The 18,220-nt window shown below is 68.7% G+C and carries 17 protein-coding genes; 11 read left to right on the top strand and 6 right to left on the bottom strand.

Annotated features, from left to right (window positions below):
* Positions 1 to 129: 129 nt before the first annotated feature.
* The 7 genes from IEV99_RS06140 (at position 130) to IEV99_RS06110 (ending at position 7,206) form a co-directional block, all read left to right on the top strand.
* The gene (locus IEV99_RS06140) at positions 130 to 519 is read left to right on the top strand and encodes a DUF2267 domain-containing protein (protein ID WP_188516796.1); all 390 of its coding nucleotides are present in this window, start codon (positions 130 to 132) and stop codon (positions 517 to 519) included.
* Positions 520 to 643: 124 nt separating this feature from the next.
* Positions 644 to 1,054: a DUF4332 domain-containing protein gene (locus tag IEV99_RS06135; RefSeq protein WP_188516795.1), complete on the top strand. Its 411-nt coding sequence runs from the start codon at positions 644 to 646 to the stop codon at positions 1,052 to 1,054.
* A 380-nt stretch (positions 1,055 to 1,434) separates the two neighbouring features.
* The gene (locus IEV99_RS06130) at positions 1,435 to 3,297 is read left to right on the top strand and encodes a methylmalonyl-CoA mutase subunit beta (RefSeq protein WP_244643598.1); all 1,863 of its coding nucleotides are present in this window, start codon (positions 1,435 to 1,437) and stop codon (positions 3,295 to 3,297) included.
* Between the two features lie 90 nt (positions 3,298 to 3,387).
* Positions 3,388 to 5,538 carry a methylmalonyl-CoA mutase gene (gene scpA / locus IEV99_RS06125; protein ID WP_188516793.1) on the top strand — a complete coding sequence of 717 codons (2,151 nt, stop codon included), beginning with the start codon at positions 3,388 to 3,390 and terminating at the stop codon, positions 5,536 to 5,538.
* Between the two features lie 122 nt (positions 5,539 to 5,660).
* Positions 5,661 to 5,951, top strand: a complete 291-nt coding sequence (locus tag IEV99_RS06120) for a FitA-like ribbon-helix-helix domain-containing protein (protein ID WP_188516792.1) — start codon at positions 5,661 to 5,663, stop codon at positions 5,949 to 5,951.
* 2 nt (positions 5,952 to 5,953) lie between these two features.
* Positions 5,954 to 6,367, top strand: coding sequence for a type II toxin-antitoxin system VapC family toxin (locus IEV99_RS06115; protein WP_244643771.1), 414 nt, complete (start codon positions 5,954 to 5,956; stop codon positions 6,365 to 6,367).
* A 71-nt stretch (positions 6,368 to 6,438) separates the two neighbouring features.
* Positions 6,439 to 7,206: a DUF3750 domain-containing protein gene (locus tag IEV99_RS06110; protein ID WP_308469350.1), complete on the top strand. Its 768-nt coding sequence runs from the start codon at positions 6,439 to 6,441 to the stop codon at positions 7,204 to 7,206.
* Positions 7,207 to 7,554: 348 nt separating this feature from the next.
* On the opposite strand, the gene IEV99_RS06105 is transcribed toward IEV99_RS06110, so the two are convergent.
* Both IEV99_RS06105 and IEV99_RS06100 read right to left on the bottom strand, forming a co-directional pair.
* Positions 7,555 to 8,787, bottom strand: a complete 1,233-nt coding sequence (locus IEV99_RS06105; protein WP_244643595.1) for an alpha/beta hydrolase — start codon at positions 8,785 to 8,787, stop codon at positions 7,555 to 7,557.
* Positions 8,788 to 9,007: 220 nt separating this feature from the next.
* Positions 9,008 to 10,216: an alpha/beta hydrolase gene (locus IEV99_RS06100; RefSeq protein ID WP_188516789.1), complete on the bottom strand. Its 1,209-nt coding sequence runs from the start codon at positions 10,214 to 10,216 to the stop codon at positions 9,008 to 9,010.
* Positions 10,217 to 10,585: 369 nt separating this feature from the next.
* Here IEV99_RS06100 and meaB point away from each other — a divergent pair, with 369 nt between their 5' ends.
* The gene (gene meaB / locus IEV99_RS06095) at positions 10,586 to 11,581 is read left to right on the top strand and encodes a methylmalonyl Co-A mutase-associated GTPase MeaB (RefSeq protein WP_188516788.1); all 996 of its coding nucleotides are present in this window, start codon (positions 10,586 to 10,588) and stop codon (positions 11,579 to 11,581) included.
* Between the two features lie 96 nt (positions 11,582 to 11,677).
* Here meaB and IEV99_RS06090 read toward each other — a convergent pair whose 3' ends face one another.
* The 4 genes from IEV99_RS06090 to IEV99_RS06075 all read right to left on the bottom strand — a co-directional run bounded on the left by IEV99_RS06090 (position 11,678) and on the right by IEV99_RS06075 (position 15,004).
* Positions 11,678 to 12,103: a YciI family protein gene (locus tag IEV99_RS06090; protein WP_188517675.1), complete on the bottom strand. Its 426-nt coding sequence runs from the start codon at positions 12,101 to 12,103 to the stop codon at positions 11,678 to 11,680.
* A gap of 52 nt (positions 12,104 to 12,155) precedes the next feature.
* Positions 12,156 to 12,467: a c-type cytochrome gene (locus tag IEV99_RS06085; RefSeq protein WP_188517674.1), complete on the bottom strand. Its 312-nt coding sequence runs from the start codon at positions 12,465 to 12,467 to the stop codon at positions 12,156 to 12,158.
* Positions 12,468 to 12,577: 110 nt separating this feature from the next.
* Positions 12,578 to 13,846 (bottom strand): PQQ-dependent sugar dehydrogenase, encoded by a 1,269-nt coding sequence (locus IEV99_RS06080; RefSeq protein WP_188517673.1) that lies wholly within the window; start codon positions 13,844 to 13,846, stop codon positions 12,578 to 12,580.
* Positions 13,847 to 13,999: 153 nt separating this feature from the next.
* The gene (locus IEV99_RS06075; protein WP_188516787.1) at positions 14,000 to 15,004 is read right to left on the bottom strand and encodes an asparaginase; all 1,005 of its coding nucleotides are present in this window, start codon (positions 15,002 to 15,004) and stop codon (positions 14,000 to 14,002) included.
* 158 nt (positions 15,005 to 15,162) lie between these two features.
* Here IEV99_RS06075 and IEV99_RS06070 point away from each other — a divergent pair, with 158 nt between their 5' ends.
* From IEV99_RS06070 to IEV99_RS06060, 3 genes are all read left to right on the top strand, one after another.
* Complete coding sequence (locus IEV99_RS06070; RefSeq protein ID WP_188516786.1) at positions 15,163 to 15,990, top strand: alpha/beta hydrolase; 828 nt, start codon at positions 15,163 to 15,165, stop codon at positions 15,988 to 15,990.
* Positions 15,991 to 16,049: 59 nt separating this feature from the next.
* Complete coding sequence (locus IEV99_RS06065; RefSeq protein WP_188516785.1) at positions 16,050 to 16,286, top strand: Lrp/AsnC ligand binding domain-containing protein; 237 nt, start codon at positions 16,050 to 16,052, stop codon at positions 16,284 to 16,286.
* A gap of 311 nt (positions 16,287 to 16,597) precedes the next feature.
* On the top strand, positions 16,598 to 18,214 hold the full coding sequence (locus IEV99_RS06060; RefSeq protein WP_188516784.1) for an ABC transporter substrate-binding protein: 1,617 nt from the start codon (positions 16,598 to 16,600) through the stop codon (positions 18,212 to 18,214).
* The last annotated feature ends 6 nt before the right edge of the window (positions 18,215 to 18,220 follow it).

Below are 18,220 nucleotides of genomic sequence, written 5' to 3'. Positions count from 1 at the left end.
GCACGTTATACAAGCTGAGGGCGCCTCGCCAACGCCCCACGAGATGGTTTACATGTATACTCTTGTGAATCGGCAAGCGGGCCCTGATGATGGCCCAAAGCGTGGCGCAGGCCGCCACAGGGAGACGACATGGAAGAGCTCATTCAACGCATCAGCGCCGCATCCGGCATGGATGCGGCCATGACCACCAAGGCGGTCGGCATCATCCTGGGGTTCCTGCAGAAGGAGGCTCCGGCCGAGGACGTCGCCACCATGTTCAACGCCATGCCGGGCTCGCAGGAACTCGCGGCCGCGCATGCGGAAGGCGGAAGCGGTGGCGGCATCATGGGGGCGATCGGCGGCATGATGGGCGGCGGCGGCCTGATGGCGCTGGCCGGCAAGCTGACCTCGGCCGGGCTGTCGATGGACCAGATGCAGGTGCTCGGCAAGGAGCTCTTCGCTTACGGCCGCGAGAAGGCCGGCGAGGACACAATGGGCGCCATCGTGGGCGCGGTGCCGGGCCTCGGCCAATTCGTCTGACGTCTTCAACCCGGGCGGTTCGCCGCCCGGGTTCGTGTGTATGTGTTGCGTGCAGCGTGATCCAGGGCGCGGCGACCATCTTTGAAAGGCTTCCGCGCCCTTCCTGAAGAAGGGGGAGCCGTTCATGTCGTCCTATTCCATCGCCACCATCGAGGGCATCGGGCCCAAATTCGCCGAGAAGCTCAAGGGCGCCGGCGTCGCCACCACGGCGGCGCTGCTGGAGCGCGCCAAGTCGCCGGCAAGCCGCAAGGAGCTCGCCGCCGCGGCCGGGCTCGACGAAAGCCAGATCCTGAAATGGGCCAACATGGCCGACCTGATGCGCGTAAAGGGCGTCGGCGAGGAATATTCCGAGCTGCTCGAGGCGGCCGGCGTCGACACCGTTAAGGAACTGCGCACCCGCAACGCCGCCAACCTGGCCAAGGCCATGGCGGACGCCAACCTCAAGAAGAAGCTCGTGCGCCAGCTGCCGAGCGAGACCGTGGTGGCGAAGTGGGTGGAAGACGCCAAGGCGCTGACGCCCGCGCTGACTTACTGAGCGTTCGGGCGAGGGCGAAGTTCGTTCACCGGGGCCCTCCCCTCGGTTGCGAGGGCCGCGAACGTAATCCAGCCTAACGCCCGGCTCTTAGACTGGATTGCTTCGCGTCCGGCTCGCAATGACGGCGAGGCGTCGGTACTGGGGACACCCTCCCCGTCATTGCGAGCGGCAGCGAAGCAATCCAGCTGATGGTGGGCCAGTGGGCTCGGCGCCTTGACCCGGCGTCTGGCTCGCCTCGTCGCTTTGCTTCTCGCAAAGATGGGGGCCCACCCGCCACCGGGAACGAGCCGCGCCAGACCGTTCGCCGAACGGAGGGTGGCGCGGGGCGGGGGCGGCGTGGCATGGTCCGGGCCACCAAGGACCTTCAGCGAGCGCCCCGGATGACGCAGCCCTTCGTCTCCTCCTTTCCGATTCCGACCCGCGAACAGTGGACGTCCCTGGTGGACGCGGTGCTGAAGGGCAAGGATTTCGAGCGCACGCTGGTGGGCCGCACCTATGACGGGCTGCGCATCGAGCCGCTCTACGGGAAGGCGGAAGGCGTCGCGCCGATCGCCGGACGAGCGCCGGGCGCTGGCTGGAACGTGCTGCAGCGCGTTGACAATCCCGAAGTCGGGCAGGCGCACGCGCAGGCGATGAGGGACCTGGAAGGCGGCGCGACCGGGCTGCAACTCGTGTTCGCGGGCGCGCAGGGCGCGCATGGGTTCGGGCTGCCGGACGGCTCGCGCGAGACCGTGGCGGCGGCGCTGGACGGCGTGATGCTGGACGCCATCCACCTGGAGATTGACCTCTCCTTTGCGTGCAAGGACGCGTCCGAAGCCATCGCCGCGCTTGTGGAGGCGCGCGGGCTTCAGCCAAGCGAGGTCAGCATCGCGTTCGGCTACGACCCCATGGGGCAGATGCTGATGCTGGGCGGCCTGCCCGTCGCGTGGCCGCAGCTGGCCGGGATGTTCGCCGGCATGACACGCTCGCTCGCGGATCGCGGCTTCAAGGGGCCGATCGCGGCGGCGGATGGCCGGATCGTGCACGCGGCCGGCGGATCGGAAGCGCAGGAGCTCGCTTATGCGATGGCGTCGGCGCTCACCTACTGGCGGGCTCTGGAGGCGGGCGGGTTCGACCTCGACGCGGCGCGCGGGCTGATCGGCTTCCGGCTGGCCGCGGATGCGGACCAGTTCCTCACCATCGCGAAGTTCCGGGCGCTGCGGCGGCTTTGGGCGCGGGTGGAAGCCGCGAGCGGGCTGGCGCCCCGGCCGATCCGCATCCATGCCGAAACGGCGTGGCGCATGATGACGCGTCGCGACCCCTGGGTGAACCTGCTGCGCCAGACCGTGGCGGTGTTTGCGGCCGGCGTCGGCGGGGCCGACAGCATCAGCGTGCTGCCGTTCACCCAGGCGCTGGGCCTGCCGGACGCCTTTGCGCGGCGCGTGGCCCGCAACACGCAGCTCGTGCTGCTGGAGGAAAGCAACCTCGCCCGGGTGGCCGACCCGGCGGCCGGCGCGGGCGGGCTGGAGGCGCTGACGGACGAGCTCTGCGGCGCAGCCTGGGGGCTGCTGCAGGAGCTGGAGAAAGCCGGAGGCTTGCCGGCCGCGCTGGAAGCCGGGCTGCTGCAGGAGAAAGTTGCGGCTACGCGGGCGGAGCGCGAAAAAGCGGCGGCGCGCCGCAAGGACGCGATCACGGGCGTGAGCGAGTTCCCGGACGTGCGCGAGAAGCCCGTTGATGTGCTGGCGCCGGCGCCGGCCGTGGTTGCCGCGCCGATGTTTTCGGGCGTGGAGCCGCTGCCGGCTTGGCGGCCGGCCGAGCCCTTCGAGGCGCTGCGCGACGCCGCCGACGCAATGCGGGCGTCGGGCGGCCAGCCGAGCGTGTTTCTGGCCAATCTTGGGCCCATATCGGCGTTCACGGCCCGGGCGACGTTCAGCAAGAACCTGTTCGAGGCCGGCGGCATCGCGGCCGTGTCGAATGACGGCTTTGCGCGCGCGGACGGCGCCACGGACCTCGACGCGCTGGCGGCGGCGTTCCGGGCGAGCGGCGCGCCGCTCGCCTGCCTGTGCGCGTCGGACGACATCTACGGGCGCGAGGCCGCCGAGGCCGCACGGGCGCTCGCCGGCGCCGGGGCGCGGCGGGTTTACCTCGCGGGCAGGCCCGGCGAGATGGAGGCCGCGCTCGCGGCCGCCGGGGTCGGCGGCTTCGTGTTCGCCGGCATGGACGTGGTGGCGGCGCTGCGCGACGCGCAGGCGGCGCTGGGCTGAAGCGGCGCGCGTCAGACTTATTGCCGTGGCGCCGCTGTTCGACGGAGCCGCGGGCCGCATGTTAATTTGGGCTGAGCGCAAGGACCGTCCATGACCCGCATCCCGGATTTCTCCGCCATCCCGTTCGAGACCGTCGCGTGCCCGCCATCGGCCGGCGGCGAAGCCTGGATGACGCCCGAGGACATCGCGGTGAAGCCGGTCTACACGCAGGCGGACCGGGCCGGGCTGGCGGCCGTGGACACATTGCCGGGGCTGCCGCCCTATCTGCGCGGCCCCTACCCGACCATGTACGTGAACCAGCCCTGGACGGTGCGCCAATACGCGGGCTTCTCCACGGCGGAGGATTCCAACGCGTTCTACCGGCGCAACCTCGCGGCCGGGCAGAAGGGCCTGTCGGTGGCGTTCGATCTCGCCACCCACCGGGGCTACGACTCGGACCACCCGCGCGTGGCCGGCGACGTCGGCATGGCGGGCGTGGCGATCGACTCCATCTACGACATGCGGACGCTGTTTTCGGGCATCCCGCTCGACCAGATGAGCGTGTCGATGACCATGAACGGCGCGGTGCTGCCCGTGCTGGCGCTGTTTATCGTGGCGGCCGAGGAGCAGGGCGTTCCGGCCGAAAAGTTGAGCGGAACCATTCAGAACGACATCCTGAAGGAGTTCATGGTCCGCAACACCTACATCTACCCGCCGGCGCCCTCGATGCGGATCATCTCGGACATCTTCGCATACACGTCGCAGCGGATGTCGAAGTTCAACTCGATCTCGATTTCCGGCTACCACATGCAGGAAGCGGGCGCGACGCAGGACCTGGAGCTCGCCTATACGCTGGCGGATGGCGTCGAATACCTGCGCGCCGGCATCGGCGCCGGGCTCACGGTGGACCAGTTCGCGCCGCGGCTGTCGTTCTTCTGGGCCATCGGCATGAACTTCTTCATGGAAGTCGCCAAGCTGCGCGCCGCCAGGCTCCTGTGGGCCGAGCTGGTGAAGCCGTTCGGGCCCAAAAGCGACAAGTCGCTGCCGCTGCGCACCCACTCGCAGACGTCGGGCTGGTCGCTCACCGCGCAGGACGTGTTCAACAACGTCGTGCGCACCCAGATCGAGGCCATGGCGGCCACGCAGGGGCATACCCAGTCGCTGCACACCAACGCGCTCGACGAGGCGCTGGCGCTGCCCACCGACTTCTCGGCCCGCATCGCCCGCAACACGCAGCTCTTCCTGCAGCAGGAGAGCGGCACGACGCGCATCATCGACCCTTGGGGCGGTTCCTTCTACGTGGAGCGGCTCACGGCCGAGCTCGCCCAGAAGGCTTGGGAGCATATCGGCGAGGTGGAGCAGCTCGGCGGCATGGCCAAGGCGATCGAGGCCGGCATCCCCAAGCTGCGCATCGAGGAGGCGGCCGCCAAGACGCAGGCGCGCATCGACGGCGGCAAGCAGTCGGTGATCGGCGTGAACAAGTTCCGCCCCAATGACGACCGGCCCATCGAGGTGCTCAAGGTCGAGAACGCCTCCGTGCGGGCGCAGCAGCTCGAAAAGCTCGCGCGCCTCAAGGCCGAGCGCGACCCCGTGGCCGTGGAGGCGGCGTTGACGGCGCTCACCAACGGCGCGCAGGGAAACGCCAACCTGCTGGCGCTGGCCGTCGACGCGGCGCGCGCCAAGGCGACCGTGGGCGAGATCTCGATGGCGCTCGAAAAGGTGTTCGGCCGCCACCGGGCGGACATTCGCTCCATCTCGGGCGTTTACAAGCGGGAGGTGGGAGCCATGTCGGTCTCGCGCGTGCAGACGCTGGTGGAGGATTTCGCGGAGGCCGACGGCCGCAGGCCGCGCATCCTGGTCGCCAAGATGGGGCAGGACGGGCACGACCGCGGCCAGAAGGTGATCGCGTCCGCCTTCGCGGATCTCGGCTTCGACGTCGACATCGGGCCCCTCTTCGCCACCCCGGCCGAGGCGGCCCGGCAGGCGGTGGAGAACGACGTCCACATCGTCGGCGTGTCGTCGCTGGCGGCCGGGCACCTGACGCTTGTGCCCGAACTCAAGGCGGCGCTGGCGGAGGCCGGCCGGCCGGACATCATGATCGTGGTGGGCGGCGTGATCCCGCCGGGCGATTTCGAGGCGCTGCGCCAGGCTGGCGCGTCGGCGATCTTCCCCCCCGGAACCGTGATCGCGGACGCGGCCGTGAGCCTGCTGGAGGAGCTCAACAGGCGGCTGGGCTATGCGCCGCGGCAGGCGGCCGAGTAGCGCAGCGTCGCGCGATCATTACATCATATGGGTTGCGTCCTATTTCTATACAACCCATACGCGATTACATTCGTGTTGGATGAAGATACTGGCCGTTAAGCCGCATGTTCTAGTCTGCCTCCATGGCGACTATCACGATCAACTCTCTTCCCCAAGACGTTCTTGTCGCGCTGGCGCGCGGGGCCGCGGAGCACCACGATTCCATCGAGGATGAGGCGCGGCGCATCCTGATGCGTTTCTTCGCCGACTCGCGCGGCCAGGCCCAGCAAACCTGGGCCAGGCGGCAGGCGGACTTCTACCGCTACGGCAAGATGCTGTCCGTGACGAGCAATCCCATTTCGATTCTGCGCAGCCAGCGGCTGGAGCGGGACGCCATGATCGGCGGCCCGGACCCGACGGAGATCGTCCGGTGAAGATGCTGATCGACGCCAGCGTGGCGCTGAGCTGGTTCGTTGTCTGCGAAGAAACCGAGGCCAGCCTCGCGCTGCTCGAGCGCTGCCGGCTGCGAGCGCCCGACATCCTGGCGGCCGAGGTGCGGGGCGCGCTTCGCACGCTGTCGGCCCGGGGCGAGCTGCCCCAGAAGCAGCTTTCGGGCATGGAGCGGCGCCTGAGCCAGCTCGCGATCGAGATGTCGCCGTCGGACCCCCATCTTCGTGAGGCGTTCCGGTTGGCGCAGATCATCAGCGAGCCGATCTATTCCTGCATCTACCTCGCACTCGCGCAGGCGCTCGCCATGCCTCTGGTCACCGCCGACCGCCGCTTCTACGGGGCCGCCCGCCGCTCGCCCGCGACAGCGGGTCACGTCCGCTTTGTCAGCGAGGCTGCCTGATCGGGCTACGCGCGCCTTGGTTACGCCGTCGTGGATCCCCATTTGCTCCCGTCATGCTCGGGATCAAACGCGTGCTCCTCGGTTTTCTCGCCCTGTTTATTCTTCCGCTCGGACTTCACGCCGCCTGGTGGGCCGCGCAGGACCGCCCGCGCGACTGGTCGACCGCGAACTGGTCGAGCGCCGGCCTGCTCCCACCCGCAACGCAGAAGCCCGAAGCGATGCTGCGCGTCTATGCGGGCCGGGTCGGCTGGTGGCGGGGCATCTTCGCGCATCACACATGGATCGTGATCAAGGACCGCGACGCCGCCCGCTACACACGATACGACGTGGTGGGCTGGGGCTCGCCGGTGCGCACCGACAACTGGGCCCCTGACGCCCGCTGGTTCGGGCAGGACCCCGAGCAGATCGCCTCCATCGAGGGTCCCACCGCCGAAGCCATGATCCCGCGCGTGCGCGACGCCGTGCGGCAATATCCTTTCTCCAAGGCGGGCGGCTACCGGGCCTGGCCAGGTCCGAACTCCAACACCTTCGTGAACTTCGTGCTCGCCGCCATTCCGGAGGCCGGCATCGCGCTGCCGCCCACCGCTCTCGGCAAGGACTACCGGGCCGACGGCTCGCTCTTCGGCCTCACACCGAGCCGGACCGGCGTGCAGGTCGCGTTAGGCGGCTTGCTGGGCGTCACCGTGGGGTGGATCGAGGGGCTCGAAGTCAACGTGCTCGGCCTCGTGGCCGGCGTCGACCTGCGCCGCCCCGCCCTGAAACTCCCCGGCTTCGGCCGCATCGGCTGGCCGTTCGAGCCGGTGATCGGGGATGCGGACCCCACCCCGACGCGGGGGTGAAGATTTTCGCCTTGGCGGAGGGGTGGACAAAGGCCCGCCGCTCGTGGCGTGAGGCCCAACTCTTTTCACACTCAACCCCGGCCTCGCGAAGCGGCGGGAAGGGGATCCAGGCGACTGGGCGCCCAATGCGACGTTGCCCTGATCCCCTTCCCCTCCGCGGCTGCGCCGCTCCGGCCGGGGATGACGGTGGAGAGACGACGCGACGCTTCAAGCTATTCGCAAATGGCCGTTTCACCCTCCCGTCATTGCGAGCGTGAGCGAAGCAACTCAGCCTAATGGCCGGACATTTAGGCTGGATTGCTTCGCCTCCGGCTCGCAATGACGGCGAGGCTTTAAACTAGGGGCGGCTTACCGCACGGCCGACGAGGGCGTTTGCGCCGCCCCCGGCGCCAGCAACGGGGCCGTGCTGACGGGGGCCGGGATAGCGGGGGCCACGCCGTCGCCGGCGTAGGGGGTGGGCGAGCCGGCCTGCGGGTCGATGAAGGACTGGGCCTGCTTGTTTTCCATGCCCTTGTCTTCGGTGCGCACCGTGGCGAGCTGCGTGCCGATGGACTGCACGACGCTGGGAGCTTCCGCGAATGTGACGTGGCGGAACATGTCGGAGCTCTTGGTCTTCGACAGGTCATAGACGCGCACGTTGAGGCCCTTGAGGTCGTCGACGTGCTCGGGATTGCTAAGGTCCAGCGCGCCCAGACGCATGCGGTCGCCCGCGAGCGTGCTCGACATCGACAAGGCCCGGTCGTCCGCGGCGGCGAACACGGACACGCGCGCCACAGAGCCGAGGCGGCTCATCTGGGCGCGGAAGACGTCGAGATCGATGTCGGGCGCAGCCAGCATGACCTCGCCCAGATGGCCCCCGAGATCCGCCTTGCCGCCGATGGCGGCCTGCCGCATGGCCTCCATGGCGAGCCAGGTGCCCATGGAGTGGGCGAGGATGTGAACGCGGCCGACGCCCGGCGCCTGGCCGAGATCCTCGATGAGCTTCTCGAGATGGTCGCGCGAGGCCGTGGCGCTTTCCTTGTCGGAGCCGTAGGCCAGGATCTGGGCCCGCGACGGCCAGGTGAACAGCACGGGCACGCCGGTAAAGCCCGAATCGTTGACGATCTGGGCGAGACGAAGCCGGGCTTCGTCGTAGTTGGTGTTGAACCCGTGCACGAAGACCAGCACGTCGCGGCTGACGCCAACGCGGCCCGAGAGCTGCGTGGCGATCTCCTGCTGGAAGCGCTGGGCGTCGAGCTTGCGCTCGCCCTCGATCACGAAATGGCGGCCGGGACTGGCCGACCCAAAGCTCGGCTTCTCGATCACGCCGGGCTGATGGCCGGGCGGGATGCTGATCGCCGACAGGTTGAAGCGCGGGATACGGGACGAGTCGCCGCTCTCGGGCTTGCGGGTGGAGGCCACGAAGATGCGTGTCACCCTGCCCTGCTCGGACGCGCCGGAGCCCAGCATGGCCGACACCCCCGCAAGGCCGCCAGCATTGGCGCCGCAGCCCGCCACCGCGAGCGCCAGCATGAGCGCGGCGGCCCCGCGCAGCGCCCGCCGAGGCGTGGCGACGGCTGATCCCTTCGTGCAAGACGGCACGGCAACCCCTTCCGGATCTTTGCGAAACGGCCCCGCCAGGCGGCGGCCTTCGCCCCAGTTCGCTCCGCCGGGCTTAAGCGCGCGTTAACGACGCACAAGCGGCGGCTTCCGCCAAGGCTATCAGGGCGCAACGTGTCGCAATTGGGACCGGGGGCGCGGCTGCGTGTTGTTCCCGATCGGCTGCGGCCTGTGGGACACACCCGAGGGCGCGGGCCGCAGCCTACGGCGCCGCCTGCTCGAGCACGCTGCCGGCCGCATTGGCGGCGCCGCCGAGCACGGCGGATGGCACCGCGGTCGCCACGCTGGCGGCCGTTCCGACGGTGGTTCCGAGTGTGGTTCCCAAGGCGACCAGCCCCTCGCCTAGGCCGGGACCGCGCGTCTCGATGCCGTTGTCGGTGGCGAGGCGGCGGCCGATGAGCTGCACGACCTGGGGCGACTCGGCAAATTTCGTGTGGTTGGTGGAGTCTTCCACCCGAATGGACGAGAGATCGTAGATCGTGATGTTGCTGGCCGCGAGCCGGGCGATGACTTCCGGATCGGAGACCACGGTTGCGCCAGCGCGGGCCGTGCCGCCCCACACGTATTTCGAGATCGACAGCGCCTTGTCGTCGGCGCTGACGAACACCGTCATGGGGAGCTTGAGCGGAGCGACGGTGGCGAGTTGGCGGCGGAAGACGTCGATGTCGATGTCGGGCGCCGCCAGCATGATCTGGCCGAGCTTGCCGCCGAAGCGGCCGTCGCCCCGGATGGCGGCCTGCCGCATGGTCTCCATGGTGAGCATGTTGCCCATGCTGTGGGCCAGGATGTCGATCTTGCCCGCGCCCGAGCGGGTGGCGAGCAGCCGCAGGGTGGTTTCGAGATCGTCGCGCGAATAGACCGCGCTTTCGCGATCATACGGGTATTGCAGCAGCTGCCCGCGCGACGGCCAGGTGAACAGCACCGGCACGCCCTTGAAGCCCGAATCATGGACGATCTGGGCGAAGCGGTAGACCGATTCCTCGAAGGTGGTGTTGTAGCCGTGGACGAAGACCAGGATGGTGCGATCCGCCGGCGGGCGGCTCGCCACCGCCTTGCGGACGTTGTCGATAAAGGCGGCGTCCGACACGTAGTCGCGCGATGCGGTCACGAAATTGCGCCGGGGGTCGCCCTTGGCGCTGCGGGGCCATTCAACAAGGCCGGAGACGTGGCTCGGCGGAATCGAAATCACAAGCCGGGCGTGGTCCACCGCCTTGGCGCGCTCGCCGTCGAACATGGCCATCGGCTCATCGGCCGGGCGGGCGCGCGTGGTGGCGACGTTGATGGCGACCAGCGCGGCGCCGGGCGGGAGGTTCCCGACCGGTTCGAGCACGCCCTTGGGCGGGCCGCCGGCGCAACCTCCGAGCAGCGCCGCCAACAGGCCCGCCACCATCCAACGCGAAACGCCCGCCATGTCCGCCCCCAGGGATGCTGCCCACAGCAGCTTAGCCCGTCACTCCCTCAAAGCCCTCATCCCGAGGAGCCATGCGACTTCGCAGGTCGTCTCGAAGGACGGGGATCCAGGATGCTCGATCTTGCTCACGAACTTGAGCCCCGCGTCCACCGAGACGCATCGCTTGGGGGCGATGCTCCTCAGGAGAGGGGTTCTCAGCTTTGTCAGCCGGGCTTCAGACGTGAGAAGACGCCCGAATGTCCCGCCAGCCTTCCCAGAGTGGTACTCGTCCGCCGGACGGGTTGCAATGCGGCGGATTCCACAGCCTTGGCGACGGACAGGCCGCGGGCGGTTGAACGCGCCGGGGCGCCGTCGTAAGGCTGCTGGACCATGGCCCCAGCACCCCTTCCACCAGACGTCGACGACCTCGCGACCCGCATCGCCGCGGGCGAGCGCGCCGCGCTGGCTCGGGGCATCACGCTGATCGAATCCAGGCGGGCCGACCACCAGGCGGCGGCGCGCGCGCTGGTGCAGCGGCTGCTGCCGCGCTGCGGCGGGGCGATGCGGGTGGGCATCACGGGCGTGCCGGGCGTCGGCAAATCCACCACCATCGACACGCTTGGCTCCAACCTCACGGCGGCGGGCCACAAGGTGGCGGTGCTGGCCGTGGACCCGTCCTCCACGCGCACGGGCGGTTCGATCCTGGGCGACAAAACCCGGATGCAGCGCCTCGCCGTGGATCCCAACGCGTTTATCCGTCCCTCCCCGTCCTCCGGGACGCTGGGCGGCGTGGCGGCGAAGACGCGCGAAACGATGCTGCTGTGCGAGGCGGCCGGCTTCGACGTGATCCTGGTCGAGACGGTGGGGATCGGACAGTCCGAGACCACCGTGGCGGACATGACCGACTTCTTCCTTGTCCTGATGCTGCCCGGCGCGGGCGACGAGCTGCAGGGCATCAAGAAGGGCGTGCTCGAGATCGCCGACATGATCGCGGTGAACAAGGCCGAGGGCGACGGCAAGACCCGCGCTCGGGCGGCGGCTGCCGAATACCGCGCCGCGCTGCACATCCTGGCGCCGAAGACGCCGACCTGGACGCCGCCGGTGATCACCATCTCGGGGCTCGACAATGTCGGGCTGGACGATCTCTGGGCCAAGATCGAGGACCATCGCGCCCGGCTGACCGCCACGGGCGAGCTCGCCGCCCGGCGGCGGGCCCAGCAGGTGAAGTGGATGTGGGCGATGGTGGAGGACCGGGTGTTCGCCCGGCTCCGCAATGATCCGGCCGTGCGGGACAGGCTGCCCGCGCTGGAGGCGGGCGTCGCCGACGGCGCGCTCTCGGCCACGGTGGCGGCCGAGGAGATCGCCGGGCTGATAGGGCTGGACTAGCGCGGCCGACCTGATTGCATCAGGTCAGCCGATCCAGCTCTTTGTCCAAACATCATCTTTTTCCACCAACCGGCAGCCACTTGGTGGGATGATGTTTTAGCCTCCGCCTTCCAGGATGCGCCGCGCGTTCTCGTGGCCGGCGATGGACTCGGGCGTGACGGCGTCCCCGAAATCCTCCATCTCGTAAAGCGGGCGGATCTCGATCTCGCTTGGGCCGGGCATCGGGTTCGGGCAGCGCTTCACCCAGGCGACCGCCTCCTCCATGTCCTTGACCTCCCACAGCCAGAAGCCGGCCACGAGTTCGATCGTGTGCGCAAAGGGTCCGTCGATCACGGTGCGTCCGTCGCCGTCGAACGCCACCCGCTTGCCGTGGCGAGAGGGCTTGAGGCCGTCGCCGGAGCGCATGATCCCGGCCTTGGCGAGTTCCTCGTTGAAGCGGCCCATGGCCTCCATCAGCTCAACTGAGGGCATGACGCCCTGCTCGCTGTCTTGCGTGGCCTTCACGATCACCATCACGCGCATCGTCATTTCACTCCGGCTCGGGGGCGCCCGGATGATGGGCGCCCACAGCCTGTCACGGCTTTCCGACCACCTCAATCTCGATGGCGGCGTAGTAGGCCGCGAGGTCGGCGATGTCGGCGTCGCTGAGGTTGGGCGCCACCACGCTCATCATCTCGTTCTTGCGCGCGCCGGTCTTGTACTCCTGCAGCGCCTTGACGAGGTAAGGCTCGACCTGGCCCGAGAGGTTGGGTGCCTCGGGCAGCTTGGAGCGGCCGTCCAGGCCGTGGCAGGTCTGGCACTGAAGAGCTTTCTGCCGGCCGGCCTTGACGTCGCCGGCCTGGGCGGGCGCGCTCGCAACGGCGGAAACGACCGCAAACGCGGCCAGGGTCGCCGCCTTTCGGGCGGCGTGGGGGATGCGTCTCACGGCGGAACTCCGGACTCGTTCAACTTCGGGACCGGCGCCGCGCCGGATCAGCCGGCGCGGCGCGCTGGCCCTTAACGTCCCTCGTAGGTGATCCGATACAGCGCGCCGGCGAAATCGTCCGACACGAGCAGTGAGCCGTCCTTGAGCACCGCGACGTCCACCGGCCGGCCGAGATATTCGCCGTCGGGCGTCAGCCAGCCTTCGGCGAACACCTCTGTCTTGTCGGCGGTCCCGTCCTCCTTGAGGGTGGTCAGCATCACGCGGGCGCCGATCGGGTCCGTGCGGTTCCACGAGCCGTGCTGGGCGGAGAAGATCGCGCCCTGGTACTTCTTCGGGAACATCTTGCCGGCGTAGAAGGTCATGCCGAGGTCGGCCGCGTGCGCGTCCATCTCGACCTGCGGGGCCACGGCGGTCTCGGGCGGCGTCGCATCCTTGTACTCGGCGGTGCGGACCTTGCCGCCGCCATACCACGGGAATCCGAAGTTCATGCCGGGCTGGTTGGCGCGGTTGAGCTCGCCGGGCGGGATCTTGTCGCCCATGCCGTCGACCTGGTTATCGGTGAACCAGAGCGACTTGTCCTTGGGGTTGAAGTCCATGCCGACCGAATTGCGGATGCCGTTGGCGAAGACCTCGCGGTTCTTGCCCTCGCGGTCGAAGCGCACGATGCCGCCGATGCCCCACTTGCCGTAAAGCTCCGCCTTCTCGGGCGCCGGGACGTTGAACGGCTGGCCAAGCGTCACGTAGAGCTTGTCGTCCGGTCCGATGCGGCAGACGCGGGCGGTATGGTTGTAGCTCTCCTCCTCCTTGGGGATGAGGTCGCCCTGCGCGACGATCGGCACAGCCACCACGTCCGGGCTCTCGTAGAAGAACTCGGCGGCCGGGAACATCAGCACGCGATTCTGCTCGGCGACGAACAGGAAGCCGTCCTTGGAGAAGCAGACCCCGTTGGGGATCGCGAGGTCGATGGTGGACGCGAAGGGCTTCACCTCGTCGGCGACGCCGGACTTGCCGCGATCCGTAACCGCGTAGACCTTGTTTTTGCGGGTGCCCACAAAGGTGACGACGCCCTGCGGCCCCACCGCGATGTGGCGCGCATCCGGCACCAGCGCGTAAAGCGAGATCTTGAAGCCCGGCGGAAGCTTGACCTTGGCGAGGTTCTTCTTGATCGCGTCGGCCTTGCGGCCCGTCTGCGGAACGAGCGGAATTTCCGGGGTCGCCCCGGTGGTCTTGAAGGCGCCGAGCTTCTCGAGATTGCCGGGCGCGTTCTGGGCGGAAGCGGCGGTAGACAAGGCTGACGTGGCGAGCAGCGAGATGGCGGCAGACCACACGATGGTCTTCATGCTGGGCATCGATGCCTCCCTGGTGCGCCTCTTGTCGGGCGCTTGAGCAGGATGCATCAACGGTTCCGGCTTGGGTAGCCGGGCGTAGTCGTAGAGTACCCTGTGCACGCCAGACGCGCGTTTTCGACGCAGCTCCGGCCCGTCCGCCTCCGTTCAGGCCAGGGCCCCGGCCGGTCGCGTCGCGCCGACGTCGGCGCCGTTCCAGTTGCGCTGGGTTTGCCGGACATGGGGTTCGAGGCCGGCGTGCTCGGCGTCGGAAAGCTCGAGGTAGCGCCCGAGCAGCGCCGCCATGATGCATTCGGCGGCGCGCTTGGCGCCGTCGTCCACCTTGAGGGCTATTCCCAGCCCGAGTTCGGGCAGCGCCGCGCAATAAACGCCTTCCGCGCCTGTCTTCATGAAGACGCGCTGGCCGAAAAGCTCCATCAGCACGGTGTCGAGGCGGTCCTTGCCCGCCACCGCCCAGGGCTGGGCCGCGACCGCGGCGCGGATTCGGCTGGCCGCGCGAACGCGGTCCTGGTCCATGCCGACGCCCGAGCCGAAGCGCGCGAAGCCGGCCGCCAACGCGGCGATCGGGATCGCGTAGGTCGGGATTGCGCAGCCATCGGTGCCGCGCATGTCGTCTCCCAGCGTCGTCCCGGTCATGCTCTCCAGGGCGGCCTTCACCTCGCGTTGCACGCGGTGCTCGGCCTGCACGTAGCCAGCCGGGTCCTCGCCGAGGTGGCAGGCGAGGCACACGAAGGCGGCGTGCTTGCCGGAGCAGTTGTTATGGAGCGCGGAAGGCTTGGCCCCGGAGGCCGCGAGATCGCGCGCCACCTCCTCGTTCAGCGGCCAATGCGCGCCGCACTCGAGGCAGTTCACGTCGCGTCCCGCCTTGGCGAGCACGCCCGCGGCCAGATCCGCGTGACGCGGCTCGCCGGAATGGGACGCCACCGCGAGGGCCAGTTCCGAGGCCGACAGATTGTAGCGGTCGGCCGCGCCGCTCTCGATAAGCGGCAGCGCCTGAAAGGCCTTCACGGCCGAGCGGGGAAACACGGGGCGGGCGACGTCGCCCACGCTGAAAACGGTCGCGCCGCTCGCGTCCACGACGGCGACCGCGCCGCGATGGCGCGATTCGACCACCGCGCCGCGCGTGATCTCGACCAGTACCGGGTTATTCATCTCAATCTCCTGGGCGACGGGGGTGCGCCGCCCTCTCGGGCGCGGAGAGTGTCAAAGCCCGCCCGACACCGCAACCCACCGACGCCGCCGCATTCGGGTCGGCCCTTGTGGACGGGCTGGCCTTCGGCCCATTCTCCGGCGCGACGCGGGAGTTTCGCATGAGCATTGACTACGAGGCCGAGTACAACAACAGGGCGCGCGTGCCCGAGCATCCCGCCATCATCGCCGGATGGGCGCGCGATGCGGCCGCCTATCGCGAGAGCGCCGGCGGCGCACTGGGCCTTGCCTATGGGAATGGCGAGCGAACCCGCCTCAACATCTTCGGCGACGGTCGCGGGCCGGTCGTGCTGTTCATTCATGGCGGCTACTGGCAGGGCCTCGACCGCTCGTCCTTTAGCCACCTCGCGCGCGGGCTCGTGTCGCGCGGCGTCACCGTGGCGGCGCCGAGCTATGACCTGTGCCCAGCCGTCACGGTCTCCACCATCGTGGACCAGATGCGCGAGGCCTGCGCGTTCGTGTGGCGGCGGTTCGAGCGGCCCGTCGTGGTGGCCGGCCACTCGGCCGGGGGGCACCTCGCGGCCTGCATGCTGGCGACCAATTGGGGTGCGATAGACCCTGCTCTCCCGGCCGGACTGGTTCCGTCCGCCTACGCATTGTCGGGGCTGTTCGACCTCGAGCCGCTGGTGGGAACCAGCGTCAACACGGCGCTCGGCCTCGACGCCGCCGAGGCGCGCCGGCTGTCGCCCCTGTTCTGGGAGGCTCCGCGCGGCCGCACGCTGGACGCTGTTGTAGGCGGCGCGGAAAGCGCCGAATACCTGCGCCAGAGCCGAACGATCGCGGACGCATGGGGCAAGGCGGGCGTGCAGACCCGCTACGAGGCCGTGGAAGGCGCCAACCATTTCACCGTGATCGCCCCGTTGGCCGACCCCGGCAGCCCAATGACACGCCGGCTGGCGACCCTGGCCGAGGCCGCGGCGCGGCCGTAGGGCGTGACGCCGCCGGGCCGCGGCGCTATGGTCCGGCGACTCCAATCCAGGGCGGGGCGATGCAGACCTTTTTCGTCGAGATCAAGTGCAAGCTGGGCAAGACCTACGACGTGGCGAGCCGGCTGGCCGACGCCGAGATCGCGTCCGAGATCTACTCGACAGCGGGGAATTTCGACATCCTGGCCAAGTTCCACGTCGATGATGACATCGATATCGGCCACTTCATCGGCGAGAAGGTGCACCCGATCCCGGACATCATCGACACCCACACGATCATCACGTTCAAGGCGTTCTGACGGGTCTAGATTGCTTCGCTGCTCCCGCAATGGCGGGAAGGCGCCTCCGCATCGCCGCCCCTGGCCGTCCTTGCGAGCCGGAGGCGAAGCAATCCAGCCTGATGCCCGGTCGTTAGGCGGGATTGCTTCGCTGGCGCTCGCAATGACGGGAGGGTGGCTCCTACGTCGCGGCTCGACGACGGAAAAGCGGCTTACACGGCGGCAACCAGAAGCGCGCTTGGCTTGCGCCGTCCGTATCTCCCCGTAGACTGCCCGGCGGAGGCCGCACGCGCTCCGGTCGGGGCGCAGAAGGCGGCGGGAGGAGCAGTCATATGGTCGTTTCGCGCACCGCCCTGTTGGCGGGAACCGTGCTCGCATGCGTGGCCGTTCCGGCCGTCGCGCAGGAGTTGAAGATCGGCGTCGCCTCCGAGGCGACCTCCATCGATCCCCATTTCCACAATGTGGGGCAGAACAACGCGCTACGGCGGCACATCTTCGAATCGCTGGTGTTCGTCGACGCGGCGCAGAAGCCCTATCCGGGCCTGGCGGCGTCCTGGAAGGCGGTGGACGACACGACCTGGGAGTTCAAGCTGCGGCCCGGCGTGAAATTTTCCAACGGGCAGGACTTCACGGCGCGCGACGTGGTGTATTCGGTCTGCCGCATCCCGACCGTCGAGAACTCGCCCTCCAACTTCACGATCGCCACGAAGGGCATCGAGTCGATGGAGACGCCCGACCCGCTGACGCTGGTGGTGAAGACCAAGGGCCCCTACCCGCTGATGCCGCTCGACATGGGCGTGTTCGGGATCATCTCCGCGCAGGCGAGCGGCGCGGGCGCGGACCTGAAGTTCAAGAAGGGCGGCTGCGAGGGGCTGGGGACGCCGCCGAAATCGGCGGACTTCAACGACCCCGCAAAGGCGGTCGGCACCGGGCCGTACAAACTGGCCGAATACACGCGCGGCACGCGCCTCGCGCTGGAGCGCAACGACGGCTATTGGGGAGCCAAGCCGCACTGGAAGACGGTGGTGTTCCGGCCGATCACCTCCGCCGGGCCGCGCGTGGCCGCGCTGGTGTCAGGCGACGTCGACATGATCGAGAACCCGCCGATCCAGGATTTCGACCTGATCAAGAAGGCCGGGCTCACCATAGTGCAGGGCCTGTCCAACCGCATCATCTACGTGCATCTCGACCAGTTCACGGGCCCCGACTGGAAGACGCCGGGCGTGAAGGGCACGGACGGCAAGAACCCGTTCCTCGACAAGCGCGTGCGCCAGGCGATGTCGAAGGCCATCAACCGCGACGCCATCGTGGACCGCATCATGGGCGGAGTCGCCAAGCCGGCCGGCGAGCTGCTGCCCGTTCCGCTGTTCGGTACGTCGGAAGACCGGAAGCCCGAGAAGTATGACCCCGAAGGAGCAAAAAAGCTTTTGGCAGAGGCCGGCTATCCGAACGGCTTCGAGCTGACGCTGGGCTCGCCCAACGACCGTTACATCAACGACGAGAAGGTTGCGCAGGCGGTGGCGCAGATGTTCACACGCGTGGGCATCAAGACCGGCGTCGACTCGATGACGGCCTCGACCTTCTTCAGCCGGCGCAACAAATACGAGTTCTCGGCCTATCTGGCGGGCTGGGGCGCGGACACGGGCGAGATGTCGAACTCCATCGTGGCGCTGATCGCCACGCAAGACGCCGCGCCCGGCTTCGGCAACACCAATCGCGGCCGCTACTCCAACAAGACCGTGGACGAGCTGACCAGGAAGGCGCTGACCACCATCGACGACAAGGAGCGCGAGAAGCTGCTGCAAGAAGCCTCCAAGGTCGGCATGGAGGATTACGGCATTATCCCGCTGCATTTCGAGGTGACGCCGTGGGCGTTCCGCAAAACCATCACGTACACGCCGCGGGTGGACCAATACACGCTCGCGTACGAGGTGAAGCCGGGGCAGTGAGGGGTT

The organism is Alsobacter metallidurans, assembly GCF_014636935.1.
In the GTDB taxonomy this organism is placed as follows: Bacteria; Pseudomonadota; Alphaproteobacteria; order Rhizobiales; family Beijerinckiaceae; genus Alsobacter; species Alsobacter metallidurans.
This window is presented reverse-complemented; position numbering and strand designations above follow the sequence as displayed.